The sequence below is a fragment of the Chlorogloeopsis fritschii PCC 6912 genome (genome assembly GCF_000317285.1).
Classification (GTDB): domain Bacteria; phylum Cyanobacteriota; class Cyanobacteriia; order Cyanobacteriales; family Nostocaceae; genus Chlorogloeopsis; species Chlorogloeopsis fritschii.
On the sequence record NZ_AJLN01000145.1, the window covers coordinates 92,668 to 106,242 of the forward strand.

The 13,575-nt window shown below is 42.6% G+C and carries 10 protein-coding genes and 1 pseudogene; 3 read left to right on the plus strand and 8 right to left on the minus strand.

The genetic code is table 11. The features are described from left to right. Positions 1–44 precede the first annotated feature (44 nt). The 4 genes and pseudogenes from UYC_RS0132440 to UYC_RS0132455 all read right to left on the minus strand — a co-directional run bounded on the left by UYC_RS0132440 (position 45) and on the right by UYC_RS0132455 (position 5,545). Positions 45–1,421: a glycoside hydrolase 100 family protein gene (locus UYC_RS0132440; protein WP_016876549.1), complete on the minus strand. Its 1,377-nt coding sequence runs from the start codon at positions 1,419–1,421 to the stop codon at positions 45–47. Positions 1,422–1,426: 5 nt separating this feature from the next. Then, positions 1,427–4,124 (minus strand): annotated as a pseudogene (locus tag UYC_RS35915) (MGH1-like glycoside hydrolase domain-containing protein). A gap of 46 nt (positions 4,125–4,170) precedes the next feature. Beyond that, positions 4,171–4,794, minus strand: a complete 624-nt coding sequence (locus UYC_RS0132450; RefSeq protein ID WP_016876551.1) for an SAM-dependent methyltransferase — start codon at positions 4,792–4,794, stop codon at positions 4,171–4,173. 115 nt (positions 4,795–4,909) lie between these two features. After that, positions 4,910–5,545, minus strand: a complete 636-nt coding sequence (locus tag UYC_RS0132455; RefSeq protein ID WP_016876552.1) for a hypothetical protein — start codon at positions 5,543–5,545, stop codon at positions 4,910–4,912. 280 nt (positions 5,546–5,825) lie between these two features. Between UYC_RS0132455 and UYC_RS0132460 the strand changes: the two genes are divergently transcribed. Beyond that, positions 5,826–6,020 (plus strand): hypothetical protein, encoded by a 195-nt coding sequence (locus UYC_RS0132460; protein WP_016876553.1) that lies wholly within the window; start codon positions 5,826–5,828, stop codon positions 6,018–6,020. A gap of 145 nt (positions 6,021–6,165) precedes the next feature. Here UYC_RS0132460 and UYC_RS0132465 read toward each other — a convergent pair whose 3' ends face one another. The 3 genes from UYC_RS0132465 to UYC_RS0132475 all read right to left on the minus strand — a co-directional run bounded on the left by UYC_RS0132465 (position 6,166) and on the right by UYC_RS0132475 (position 10,526). After that, positions 6,166–7,332: a glycerate kinase family protein gene (locus tag UYC_RS0132465; protein WP_016876554.1), complete on the minus strand. Its 1,167-nt coding sequence runs from the start codon at positions 7,330–7,332 to the stop codon at positions 6,166–6,168. Positions 7,333–7,416: 84 nt separating this feature from the next. Continuing rightward, complete coding sequence (locus UYC_RS0132470; protein ID WP_016876555.1) at positions 7,417–8,901, minus strand: ATP-binding protein; 1,485 nt, start codon at positions 8,899–8,901, stop codon at positions 7,417–7,419. 83 nt (positions 8,902–8,984) lie between these two features. After that, positions 8,985–10,526, minus strand: coding sequence for an SLC13 family permease (locus tag UYC_RS0132475; protein WP_016876556.1), 1,542 nt, complete (start codon positions 10,524–10,526; stop codon positions 8,985–8,987). 186 nt (positions 10,527–10,712) lie between these two features. Here UYC_RS0132475 and UYC_RS0132480 point away from each other — a divergent pair, with 186 nt between their 5' ends. After that, entirely contained in the window at positions 10,713–12,320 is a 1,608-nt protein-coding gene (locus UYC_RS0132480; protein WP_016876557.1) for an iron uptake porin, read from the plus strand. Positions 12,321–12,455: 135 nt separating this feature from the next. Here the strand turns inward: UYC_RS0132480 and UYC_RS0132485 are convergent, their stop codons facing one another. Beyond that, positions 12,456–12,638, minus strand: coding sequence for a hypothetical protein (locus UYC_RS0132485; protein WP_016876558.1), 183 nt, complete (start codon positions 12,636–12,638; stop codon positions 12,456–12,458). A gap of 142 nt (positions 12,639–12,780) precedes the next feature. Between UYC_RS0132485 and UYC_RS0132490 the strand changes: the two genes are divergently transcribed. Next, positions 12,781–13,179 (plus strand): hypothetical protein, encoded by a 399-nt coding sequence (locus tag UYC_RS0132490; protein WP_016876559.1) that lies wholly within the window; start codon positions 12,781–12,783, stop codon positions 13,177–13,179. Positions 13,180–13,575: the final 396 nt, after the last annotated feature.

A 13,575-nucleotide genomic window follows, 5' to 3' on the forward strand; every position in this document is an offset into this window, starting at 1 on the left:
TCACTAAAATAACAGTCTTAGTAACGCACCGCATTTGCATATGCTTACGCAAAATCACAGCCTAAATTCTGATTATCCTCCTCAAAAGTAATTAAGTCTAAGTAAGCAGGATTGGCAATGATTTCCTTTGCGGCTAACAATCCAGCAATGCTCCAAGTTTGGTAGATTCTGGCTTCCTTGCCAATTAAACGGCCATTTTTACCATCGTAGTATTCGGGAAATCTATCTCGGATCAAACGGCTTTCGGCAATCTCGATCGCGCGTTGGGCAAGTTCTACTCGACCTGTTTTTTCTGCTGCTGCTGCAAATAACCACAGTAAAATTGGCCAGTTGCCTCCATTGTGGTAAGACCAAGGAATATTTTTAGGATCGCATCCTGTGACAATATGCCATTCCATACCTTCTAAGGCAGGGAAACAAATTTTTAAAGGCATATAACCAATTAAGTCGTGCCAGCGCAACTCAAATAAGTCCATAATGCTTTGGGACTCTTGCTCGCTGGCTAAAGAAACTAAGATTGCTAGCAGGTTTCCTAAGGTAAAAAAGCGAAAATCCATTCTTCCGGGGCCTAAATTTCCGACTAGATAGCCTGCATTTTCAGGTAACCACTCGGTTAACCACATGGGAATAGATTCAGCATAAATATTAAACTTGTTGGCAATTTCTTTACCGAATTCATCACCTTTGTAACGATAGATTTCGCCTAGTCGCTTTAAATCCAACCAGTAATACTCGCGGATATGGTAATTTAAAGCTCCCATTCGCTGCTTAATTTTATGGGAATAGCTGTGGTTATCTCCATCTGGTAAAAGTAATTCATCAGCAGTGCGGAGAACGGCATAGAATAACACTTGAATTTCCAGAGGATGCCCGTAAACTCCCAAACGACGATCAATCATAAATGAGCCGTCAGGAACTAGCATCGTTGGGTACATGGCAAAGCGATGCACCAAACACATATCGAGAATGAGCTTAATTCCTTCCTGGAAGCCTGGTTGATGAGCAAAAGCTATGTCACCCGTGGCTTTGACATAGGCTCGCAGGAGAAAAATCCACCATAAACAGGAATCTACTGGAGGAACACGGGCGATCGCATGTTCGCCAAAATCGGCAGTTAAATATTCTTTGTTCCCATCAAATTCTACTTTGAAACTAGCAGGCATGAGTCCCGGCCCTGGTTGAAAGCAGTCCATCTGCTTTTCATGGCTTTGCAACAACAGTGTTTCTATTAAAAAATTACGGACAATCTCTGTCTTGCCTTGCATGAGAAACACCAAGGCTGAGGGAACAAAATCGCGGATGAAGCATTGATCGTAGTTCAGTGCATCTAAGTGGGGATCTTGTGCTGCGACTGTACCAACTGCTCGTCCTTGATAGTAAATAATAGATTTTTCTAAGAGTTCCCAGGCTTCCTGCATCATGGCTGTTATCGGTTTCCAGACAATGAAACTAAATCCGAAGCGATCGCTGGTTGTTCGCGAGCTTGTCTTTGCTTATAATTCTGTCCACAGTGGTGAATCAAATACGCTACCAATCCTGTCCAACCTGTTTGATGGTTAGCTCCCAATCCTGCACCATTATCGCCATGAAAGTATTCGTAAAACAAAATTAAATCGTGCCAGTCTGGATGATTTTGAAATAGAGAATTACCGCCATGAACGGGACGATAATTTACACTATTGCACAAAAAGATGCTCATCAATCTGTGAGATAACTCTGTTGCGATTTCGTTTAAATTCATAAATTTTCCAAAGGCAGTGGGACACTCAATTTGAAAGCCATCACCTAGATAGCGATAAAATTTTTGTAATGATTCTATGATTAAAAAATTCATGGGAAACCAAACAGGGCCGCGCCAGTTAGAATTTCCACCAAACATTCCACTAGTTGATTCAGCAGGTTCGTAGTCAACTCGATGCTGTTGTCCATCTACTTCAAAAATGTAGGGATGTTCAGCATGGAATTTGGAGGCAGAACGGATGCCATAAGGACTTAAAAATTCATATTCATCCAACATTTTTTTGGAGAATTGCTTTCAATTTTTCTGGGCTAACAATAGCAAGTAGTCTTCTTGCTTCACTACCTGGAATTTCTAAACAGGCAATATTTTTTTGCAGATCGGGACGATTGTTAATAAACCATTCAAAACGTTTTTTAAACCCAGGAAAAGCATTTAAGAGACTCGCTTCTATAGTTTCTGTTGCAAACAAAGGAACTAGCCCCACCATTGAACGGACTTTGAGGCGCTGACGTTCGCCATGAGGCATATGCAGTACATCATAAAAGAATTGGTCATCATCATCCCAAAGATGAATATCAGTCTTGCCGATGTGATCCATAGCATCGGCAATATAAAGAAAATGCTCAAAAAATTTGCTGGCGATATCTTCGTAGGTAGGATTAGTTTTTGCTAGTTCCAAGGCAATGGTTAACATATTCAGGCAATACATTCCCATCCAACTTGTACCGTCAGATTGCTCTAGATAACCGCCTGTCGGTAGTTCGGAACTCCTATCAAAAATACCAATGTTATCTAATCCTAAAAATCCGCCTTGAAACACATTATCACCATTATTATCTTTGCGATTTACCCACCAAGTAAAATTGAGTAGTAATTTCTGAAATACTCGTTCAAGAAATTCGCGATCGCTACGGCCATAAAATTCCTGCTCAATCTGATAAACTCGCCACGTTGCCCAGGCATGAACAGGAGGATTGACATCACTAAAGTGCCACTCATAGGCGGGAATTTGCCCGTTGGGATGTAAATACCATTCTCTTGTTAATCTCGTTAATTGGCGTTTGGCAAAATCTGGATCGATCATTGCCAGAGGAATAACATGAAAAGCTAAATCCCAAGCTGCAAACCAGGGAAATTCCCACTTATCGGGCATAGAAAGAATGTCATCATTATAAAGATGTGTCCACTCTTGATTGCGGGAGTTATGACGCTGGGGTGCTGGCTGAGTAGGATCGCCTTTGAGCCAGTCTTCCAGAACATAGTGATAATATTGCTTTGTCCAAAGTAAACCAGCAAATGCCTGCCGCTGTACATTTTGGGCATCTTCTGAAAAATTACCACCCGAAATATGCTGGTAAAATTCATCTGCTTCTTGCTGGCGTTTGGAAAAAATAGCATCAAAATCTGTATCAAAAGCTGCTGTTAGATTTGCATTATCAGTTAAACGCAGATGAATAATTGTAGTTTGTTTAGGAGCAAGAGTTAGTTCGTAATGAGCCGCTGCTTTGGTTCCAACTTGTTCAGAATTTACAGCTTCGATTTGATTGTGAACAATATAATTATTAATTCCATCTTTGACATAGAGAGAATTATTTTTTGTGCCAAATAGTCGCTCGTAATTAGTTTCATTTTCAGTAAATAAAAGCGATTTGGGGTTTTGGCAATATAGCCATCTATCTCCTAAAGATGGGTGAGATGCTTTGATAATATTTGGAGAATTTTGAGTCAGAGTAGGCTTGGAAGAGTTTTCTTGCCAAGACCAAGTATTGCGAAACCAAATTGTAGGTAACAAATGGAGATGCTTGGTTTGTGAAGCTCGATTAATAATACTAATTTTGATTAAAATATCTTCGTCTGCTGCCTTAGCATACTCAACGAATACATCAAAATATTCATTGTTATCAAAAATATTTGTATCTGCTAACTCAAATTCTGGCTCATGATAGCCCCTTTGCTGATTTTCTTTTACTAATTGGGTATAAGGAAATTCTGCTTGGGGATATTTGTAGAGATATTTCATGTAGGCATGGGAAGGAGTATTATCAAGATAAAAATAATATTCTTTGACATCTTCTCCATGATTACCTTCAGGGCCGCTCAGACCAAATAGCCTTTCTTTTAAAATAGGATCTTTACCATTCCAAAGAGCGATCGCAAAACATAACCGTTGATGATTATCACTAATACCAGCAATTCCATCTTCACCCCAACGGTAGGCACGAGAGCGGGCATGATCGTGAGGAAAATAATTCCAGGCGTTACCATCAGAACTGTAATCTTCCCGAACAGTTCCCCATTGCCGCTCACTCAAGTAAGAACCCCATCTCCGCCAGTATGCCTTGCGGTTGCGGTCTTCTTCCAGCCTTTTTTGTTCTGCGGTCATATTTTAATTCTCCTATATAACAAGCATTACAACAATTGCGATCGCGTTATCGTAAGTTCTGGGGTACGTTCTCAGGAACAACCCATAGGTAAATGGTTCTGCCTTCCACTCGCACTACTTGCTGTGGCTTCCACTCGCCCATATCGAAGTCATGGGACACAATCCGGGTGCCTGGTTTAAGTTCCTGCAAAAGCTTAGGTCGAAGTTTGATGTTGATATCGGGTAGTAGATAGAGTGTTACCACCGTTGCATCACCTAAATCAGTTTGGAACAAATCCTGTTGCCGGAATTCTACGCGATCGCTTATCCCTGCTTGTTTGGCATTAGCTTGGCTTTTCTGCACCAACTCTGGATTAATCTCTACACCAACGGCACGACGAACATTGTATTTCTGCACAGCAGTAATTGGTATTCTGCCGTCACCGCTGCCAAGATCGTAAAGTACGTCATTACTGCTGACTTGTGCCAATTCCAGCATGGCATTCACCACTGATTGTGGTGTTGGGACAAAGGGTACATCTGGTTTGCGTTCTTGGGCTTGGGGTGTGGTTGTGGCAGTTGGTGTTTGTGTTTCTGTTTCAAAAGTGCGCTCTTGGGTACATCCGGCAATTCCCAAGCTGATGATGCTAACACTTGTAGCCAGTCCGAAAAGTATTTTTTGCCACAGCATATTTTTGTCCTTTTTCCTTTTGCAAGCTGCAAGCCAGTGGTGTTAACTAGCTCGGCTTGCAATCTTTTAGGAAATGACAGTACACAAATGTTTAAACGAGCAAATTTGCTATTGATTAGAAGTTATAGCCAACTCCTAACTGTAATCCAACATCAGTTTCATCAATAAAACCAACATTCACACCAGCATTGGCGGTAAATTCATTTGACAGCGGCACATCTACACCACCAGTAAGTAGAAAACCAACAGTACTATCCCTACCTGTAGAAATAGCAGCTCCTCCACCGATGTAAGGAGCGACATTGAGTTGTTGTTGTGGGGTTTCTGTTACTGATTCCACTGGAAAGTCGAGTGTTAGCGGTAGAAGGATAACAGTATTATCGCCAAACAAAGCTCCAGGGCGGGCAGAGAAATTATTAGTTAAACCAAATTTGCTGAAGACAGCAAATGCACCTTCACCGATTGTGGTATCACCAGATAATCCAATGTTGCCGCCTACTCCAATGTAACTAGAACCACCACGGGTAGCTCTACCAGGTGTTATTGCTTGTGCTACTTCAGGAGCAGACGTTTCAGGTGAGAGTGTCTGGGTTTGCAATTGAGCAGCATTAGTACTGACATTTGCATTCGTTGTTCCTGTTAGTGCTGTAGCTGAAGTAGTTTCTGCATTTGCTTTGAAACCACTAAAAGTAATAATACAAGCGGTGAAACCGACAAGAGAAACTGTACGTTTGACAAGACTATAATTCATTGCTAATTATTGTGAGGGGTCAGTTAAAAATCAAAGTCAACAAAATTTTTTAGAACTGGTTGTCTACAAAGATTAATTTAGATTGAATCCGACTTTGTAGAGTACTAGTTCCATCTTTTGAAGAGAAGAGATTACAGCAGTTTGTAACAAGTATGAGCTACAAAAAAACAAGACTCTAAACCAGAATATAAAGCCTGTTTTACTTCTAGACTTCTGGCTCCTGCTTCTGCTGAAATTATCTTTCCTATCTTTAATAGTTAAAAATAAATGTGACTGGAAAGTGACAGTTAGTCTGTTTTTTGGTGATTTTGGAGAAATATTTGTAATCTATGCCTTTTATGGTATTTTTTCAGGGCATTTAAAGGTTGAAAAACCAACCTTTAGGAAGAGGAGGGGGAGATGGGGACACGGAGACAAGGGGACAAGGGGAAAACAAAGCAGGGGAGATGAGGAGAGTGGGGGAGTGAGGGAATAACTACTAACTACTGTACGGGCGGGTTTAGAAGATAAATTGTCTGTTAAACCCAAGGATAATCAGCAAAACCCGCCCCTACAAATGGCTAATAAATAATGACAATCCTCACGAGTAAATGTGTCAATTGCATACGTGACAGTTTAATTTATCTAACTGACTGAGCAAGTTTTTGACCAACTTTAACTAAGCGCATCACCCGTTCTGCTGCGTAGGTTAAAAGTTCAGGTGTGTTGGCGATCGCTTCAGGTAGACTACAAGGTTCTTTCAGAATTGTCGAAAAGGAGTCAATACCATAGTCAAAATTCACCCGCGCATCCTTACCGATAGTGCCAGCGATCGCAATCACCGGCAAATAATAGCGCTTGGCACGTTGTGCTACTTCCACTGGAATCTTACCTCGCGGTGTTTGGAAATCAATACTTCCCTCTGCCGTAATCACTAAGTCACTTTCTTGCAAAAGGCTATCTAGTTCTAGATATTGCATCACAATGTCATAGCGCGGATGGAGGGTAGCACCTAAAAAAGCATACAACCCCGTCCCCAATCCACCAGAGGCACCGCTTCCAGGCATTTCCCGCACATCAATTCCCAACTCTTGCTCAATCACATCTGCATAACGATCTAGTGCGGCTGCTAGTTGTTCGACTGTTTCCGGAGATGCTCCTTTTTGAGGCCCGAAAACTCTTGCTACTCCCTTTTCACCACACAATAGGTTGTGCCAGTTACACGCTACATCAATTTTTACTTGTTCTAGGCGGGAGTCACGCTGGCTCATGTCAATGGTATGGAGTTTAATCAACTCGCCACCGCCTCTTTCCAACTCATTACCAGCTGCATCTAACAAACGTATTCCTAAAGCTTGCGCCATCCCTGCACCACCATCGTTTGTGCCGGAGTCACCGCAACCAACCAAGATTTGTTCCGCTCCTGCATCCAGTGCGGCTTTGATTAATTCACCCACACCATAAGTAGTCGTTTTCAAAGGATCGCGAGCATCGCGGGGAACCAATCGCAATCCTGCCGCCGCCGCCATTTCCAATACGGCAGTTTTGACATCTGTACCCCCAAGAAAGCCATAGTGTGATTCTATTAATTGTCCTACGGGGCCAGTTACCCTGACTGAATGCAAACTTCCACCCGTAGCAGCAACCAATGCCTTAGTAAAACCCTCACCACCATCTACCAATGGCGCTTTCCTGATTTTTGCATCTGGGATAGTACGTAGAACACCTGTGGCAATACAATCAGCAACTTCATCTGCTGCCAAACTTTCTTTGAAACCAGAAGGGGCAATTAAAACTCGTAAAGTCATAGATTACTCCTTAGTATTGGTTATTGGTTAGTAGTTAGTGGTTCTCCCCATCTCCCCTGCCCCCCTGCTCCCTTGCTCTTCATCTCACTCCTCACGCCACGGCAAGCGGATCTGAACATGAGTACCTAAACCAGGTTCGCTGTCAATAATGAGATGACCTCCATGTTGCTCAACGATCGCTTTCGTGAGCTTGAGTCCTACACTGGGGCGTTGCCTGCGGGAGTCTTCAAAGGTGACAAAAGCTTGGTTAATTAATGGCTGCTCGATACCTGCACCGTCATCGGCAACTTCTATAAGCAATTCTGTGCCATTGCTGCCACTATCAAGATATGACCGGATACCCAAGCGCCCTCCCTGTTCCGGTAGGGCACAGAGAGCATTGCGTATCAACTCAGCCAAGACTTCCCTTAGCTTGAGCCGATCCACAACAGCGTAGTCAACCTCTGGAGCAATTTGTAATTCAAAGCTGACACCTCGACGCACAAAATCGTCTTGAAACCGTAGCATCACTTCGTAAAGTAATGCTCGGATATCTGTACGAGCTAGATTCAAATCAAGGGGAAACCCAAATTCAGTGACCCGTGTGACTGCTTGTAATAATTGGTCAAGCTGGTCAACTAGTGCCTGCTTTTGCTCAACTATGACTGCCCCATTGCCATCTACTTCATCGTTGTGCAGTTGGGAAACTCGCGATCGCAACTGCGACACCAGTCTGTGTAGTGTCAGGCGGGATGGAAGATTGTGCCAGTCTGCTCCTGCGCCATTATCTGTCTCACCTCCAGGCATAGCTTTTAATCCCATAACTTGCTCTCGTTGAGCGATCGCCGCGGTCATGCGATTAAAAGCACGGTTGAGCGCTCCTAATTCATCTTTGCGCTCCTCATCCAAGCGACGTTGAAAGTCACCCCGCGCCACATCATCAAGTGCCTGTTCTGCCTCACGTAGGGGAGCGAATAAATCGGAAGAGAGATAAGCAAACAGCAACAAGATGAGCGAGAGAATTCCAAAAGCAGAGATTGTCAGCACAAGTTGCGCTGTTTGGCGAGTGTTCTGAGTTTGCTGGCGAATGATCTGACGGATCTTTTGATCGGAAGCCACTGCTTGCTCAGTTACCTTCTGAAATTGCTCGAAATCTTTCTCTTCTAATTGCTCCTCCATCAATTCAAAAGCTTCATCCCGCCGATTAGCCTCCATCAATTCAAAGGTTCTACGAGAATTTTGGATCAAATTGTTGTAAGCATTGCGAACTTGCTGTACTTGCTGGCGTTCTGCCTCACTGTCAGCTAACTCCGCCCATTCCTGGAAATCTTGTTCCACAGGCTTGATAGATTCTTCAAACTCCTCTTTCGCATCGTCATCGTCAGTAAGAATTCGATCTGGCACTTCTTTAAGGGCACGAAAGGTTGCCGCTCGTACACGTTGCAATAGCAGACTGCGCTGGTAGTGATTTTGAAGGTTATCTTCGCTGGCGTGCCATTGAGCGATCGCCCACACAGTTACACCACCGCTTGCCAGTGCCAACAATGCTAAACCACTAAATATAGTTAATAGTTTCTTCTGTAAGTTCATTATTGGTCATTGGTTAGTAGTTAGTAGTTAGTGGTTTCTCCCCCTTGCCCCCTGCACCCTTGCTTCTTTCTGTCCCCTATCCCCTACAAACTCAAACCAACCCAACGCCAGTAACTGTAGTAAAACAACACCATCAGTCCTAGATGAACAGGAAGCAGCGCTGAACTGAGGCGTAGCAAATCGGTGGGTTTGTAAGTTTGGCCTTCGAGTTCTTGAAACATTAGCAGTGCTTTGGAACTGACTGGAAATGTCAAACAGTAGTCCATACCAACGGTGCTGATGAACATTACTGCAACGGGGTTGAGTTGCAAACTGTTGCCTAGATAAAGCAAAGCAGGGACTAATGCTGCTGCTCGTGCAGTGTGAGAAGTCATATAAATATGGGATGTCAGGGAAATAAATGCCAGTGACACCAAAATGAGCGATCGCGAATCTGTGTTAGCAATAGTGCTGATCGTAAACAGCCGATCAATAATCCACTGCGCTGCCCCTGAGTCAATCAGCGCTCTTCCTAAAACTAAAGCTGCACCCACAAAAATTACTAAATTCCAGGAAACAGATTTGATTCCCTCTTTCCACTTCAAAACTCCTATTCCTGGCAGAGTTAAAATCAGTGCCCCAACTACTGTTACTGTGGCAATCTCAAATCCATGCCAAGCTTCTGTTAACCACAAAGCAATCATTACTCCCACCACAATCAAGGTAATCCATTCTGAGCGAGAGAGCGGTTTGCTCTTGCCTTGGGAAATATCTAACTCCTGATTGAGGCGTGCTTCATCTAAAAATAAACGCATGATTACCCAGCATGAAGCATAGCTGGCAACTACGCCAAAAGGTAAACCGTAAATTACCCACTGAGTAAAAGAAATTCGCTGTTTGGTGATTTGCTGAAGTAAGTCATTGGCGATTAGGTGTGAACCTGCACCTACTAATGCCACAATCGTTGACACTAAAATGATGGTCGGCATTAGTAATGCTAAAGCACGAATAATTCGGCGATCGCTTGTGGCACTGGTAATGCTGCGAAATACAGGAATTGCCACAGCAGCCCTACCAGAAGTAGAAGGAATTAAAAAGGACATGGGAATTAATACAGTAACGAGCAACCAAAATACACCCTTTACCGTCTTTGCCCTAGACACAACTAATTGCGTGAGCCTTCCTGCCAAACCAGTTTTTTGCACTGCCCCGCCCAGCACAAAAGCACCAATCATTAACCAAACTACATCTGACGCTAAAGCATCAAAAAGTTGTTCCTGAGAGGTGCCGCCCACTAGAACCAACAGCATCATCGTAAAGAGGGCGATGTAGTCGGCACTAATGGAGGTAGTTGACCACAAAATTGCCGCTAGCAAGAAAGCGAACAAAGCCAAACGTGCAGGGTGAGGCAGCGAAGATGGTAACAGCACGGCAATACCAGCAATCGTAGTCAGTGCTAAAGGTAGTACCGCATCGACAACCCAGCGAAATTTTCGCTTTTTGGTCTTGCCAGAAGCCTGATGCTGAGTACCCGAAGCAGTAGTTGTAACCTGCTGCAAGCGCTTCGCATCAAATCGACTCCAAAGGCTTGCCTTGTCTGATTCAGTTTGTCTGGATACAGATTTAGAGGCAGAAGCTTTTGTCATTTCTATATTTGTTTTAATTTCTTAAAATTCACGAATTGTTTTGGTTTTAGGTTAAGAAAATATCTCCTAAGGTTAATAAAAGGTTATTTGTAGCAAGTACTATACTTAGTTTTACGGTCACAGCATTACTACCCGTAGAGAGAGTTGCGACACAATCTACATATCCTGGGAATGAGACTTTTAAAAATGATTTGGTATTTTGGCAAACAAAGCTTCTTGCTTGCTATTGCAACTATGCTGTTACTAACAGCAAAGACTTTAGCATCTGAAGTAGATGAGAGGAGCTACTCTTCAATCAGTATTCCATCTGTGTTTGGAAATCAGAATCTTAACCATGCAGATTCACTCACCCAAATCAATGCTGTATCCGATTTAGCAGAGATTCGACCAGGCGATTGGGAAGCTCAATATCTCCAGTCATTAATGCAGCGCTATGGTGTGACTGAAACAGATAATACCTTTGATGGCAACCAAGTCATGACTCGCTATGAATTTGCTATCAATCTTGCCGCAACTATAAATCACATCAACAAATTGTTACTTGCAGGCAATTCTCAATTAATTGCTCAGGAAGACTTAGAAACCCTAAAACGGTTAGGTACAGAATTTGCCCAAGAGCTAGAAATTTTGCAAGGACGAGCCAAGCGTCTGGAGGCTGATGTGCGGCTCCTAGAGGCACAACAATTTTCTACAACTACTAAACTTGATGGAGAAGTTTTGTTTGCTGTTGCAGCAGTTGCAAGTGGTGACAAAGCCGATAATTCAGGCGATCGCATTGCTAACAATCTTACCTTTAGCAACCGGGTACGGCTAAACTTTAATACCAGCTTTACTGGCAAGGATCGCCTGCGAACTCGTTTACAAGCCAGAAATGTTCCTGAATTTGATGAAGTGACGGGAACTGATATGGGGCGTTTAGCTTTTCAAGGTGATAGCTCTAACGAGGTTGAAATGAGCCTTTTAGAATATCGCTTTCCGATTGGGGAACAGGTGATGGTTTATTTAGAGGCAGTGGGAGGCGATTTAGATGATGTAGTTGTAGATACACTAAATCCTTATTTGAGTGGCAGTGGTAGCGGTTCAATCTCTCGCTTTGCCCAGCGTAACCCAATTTACCGTCAGGGAGAAGGTGCGGGAGTTGGTATAATTTACAACTTTAGTAACAGTCTCAGTTTAAGTTTGGGATACGTAGCCGACGATGCAGAGGTTAACGATCCAAAAATTGGATTTGCAAAGGGAAAATATGGGGCGATCGCTCAACTTACTCTGCAACCAAGCAAAAACACTGGAGTAGGTTTGACTTACATCCGCTCTTACAATAATCAGGACACGGGTACTGGCAGCCGCCGCGCCAACGATCCTTTTAACGATGAAAGTGATGCCATTACCGCTGACTCCTTTGGGTTAGAAACTGCGATCGCTCTTAACCCTAATCTTAATCTTGCTGGTTGGGTTGGCTTTACCCTTGCCACAGCTGAAGACTTGCCTAACAACCCAATGGCGAATATTGTTAACTGGGCACTCACTTTAGCTTTGATTGATGTCGGTACAGAAGGAAGTATTGTGGGAATAGCGATTGGACAACCACCCAAAGTTACTAGCAATGACTTTGAGGTTGCAGGTGAGGCATACAAAGATGAAGATTCCTCTTGGCATCTAGAAGCTTTCTGGCGCTACCAAGCTAGTGACAATATTGCCATTACTCCAGGATTGTTAGTGGTTACCAATCCAGAAAGCGATCGCGACAACAACACAATCTATATCGGCACCATTCGTACAACATTTAGTTTTTAAAGAAAATTAATTTTGGTCACGTCTGGAAAATAGGGTTGGGGGAACAGGGAACGGGGAACAGCGTTGTGGGTGAACAGCCTGTGGGAGCTAGCTAGACACAGCGAATTTCAAGTGGCGAGGTACAAAACTTTAGTCTTATAAGTCATATATGATGGCTATTTTACTTCTGGCTACCTGTGCTAGGTGCGTAGCGACTTCTGCAAGTAGCTGCTCCGCATCTACCGTGTCTACTGGCTTCTGGCTCCTGACTTCTGCTGTATTATTCCTTTTGGCATACGACCATATTATTACAAGCAAATCTCCTGGCAGATATACCATTATTTAGCTTTTGCTACACCTATAATTATAATTTTGCAAAGCAGTTAATTAGAATAAACCACCCCAGATATAGGAGTAAAAATTACTGACATAGTAAAACAACACATTTACACAAAAATGGATACTATTCAAGGTAATGTATATGTATCTTAAGAAAATACCAATACAAAATATAGAAGACAAGACAAATGTAAATCAGGCTAACCAAAGTGAAGTACAAATAGATGTTGTTCAACTCGATAACTTTTTTCAGCCTGATACGGTAATTGCTCTCGGTGGTGCCACTATCAGCTTTGTCATGATTTGGGCAGGGGTTTTACTAGTTATTTCTAAGATGAGGAGAGTAACTGAAAATAATAAAGTTTATTTCTCGGTCAATTCCTTACATAAATTACCCTGTAAAACTTGTCGTTACTTTTCTAATAATTATCATCTGCATTGTGCAGTACAGCCTTCTATTGTGCTCACAGAAGAAGCAATGAATTGTAGTGATTACTGTCCTAAGTCTGTAAACTTTTCGAGTAAACAAAATGATAATTGAAAATAGGTTTTAGGGGCTAGAGGTTAGGGACTAGGGAAGAAAGTTTTTTACATCCATGCTGGGGTATATAGTTTAGCAACGTCGAGTAATCATCACATTTAAAGCACTTTACACTGTCAATCACTCTAATAAGGGATTTTTCTCAAAGTTTTGCTCTAATTCGTATATGTAAAGATAGATACCTGATATTATTGAGCTTCTAACTATAGAAAGAATAGTTATCCGACTGTAGATGGTTAACTTAACCAGAGTAGATTTGCTAATTTAAGAATATGAACAAACGCACTGGCAGAACTTTGACACCGCTTTAGTTCTTTGTGGTGGTTTGAAGTCAAGCGATGCCGTAACTACCAACAGTGCATATATGACAACGACATAGATGGTTGTAGAGTTTGC

What these genes read in the sequence shown, in the direction of transcription:
- UYC_RS0132440 (WP_016876549.1), bottom strand. Translation starts at nt 1,421, where the DNA reads ATGATGCAGGAAGCCTGGGAACTCTTAGAAAAATCTATTATTTACTAT.
- UYC_RS0132490 (WP_016876559.1), top strand. Translation starts at nt 12,781, where the DNA reads ATGTATCTTAAGAAAATACCAATACAAAATATAGAAGACAAGACAAAT.
- UYC_RS0132485 (WP_016876558.1), bottom strand. Translation starts at nt 12,638, where the DNA reads ATGGTATATCTGCCAGGAGATTTGCTTGTAATAATATGGTCGTATGCC.
- UYC_RS0132480 (WP_016876557.1), top strand. Translation starts at nt 10,713, where the DNA reads ATGATTTGGTATTTTGGCAAACAAAGCTTCTTGCTTGCTATTGCAACT.
- UYC_RS0132455 (WP_016876552.1), bottom strand. Translation starts at nt 5,545, where the DNA reads ATGAATTATAGTCTTGTCAAACGTACAGTTTCTCTTGTCGGTTTCACC.
- UYC_RS0132470 (WP_016876555.1), bottom strand. Translation starts at nt 8,901, where the DNA reads ATGAACTTACAGAAGAAACTATTAACTATATTTAGTGGTTTAGCATTG.
- UYC_RS0132450 (WP_016876551.1), bottom strand. Translation starts at nt 4,794, where the DNA reads ATGCTGTGGCAAAAAATACTTTTCGGACTGGCTACAAGTGTTAGCATC.
- UYC_RS0132465 (WP_016876554.1), bottom strand. Translation starts at nt 7,332, where the DNA reads ATGACTTTACGAGTTTTAATTGCCCCTTCTGGTTTCAAAGAAAGTTTG.
- UYC_RS0132475 (WP_016876556.1), bottom strand. Translation starts at nt 10,526, where the DNA reads ATGACAAAAGCTTCTGCCTCTAAATCTGTATCCAGACAAACTGAATCA.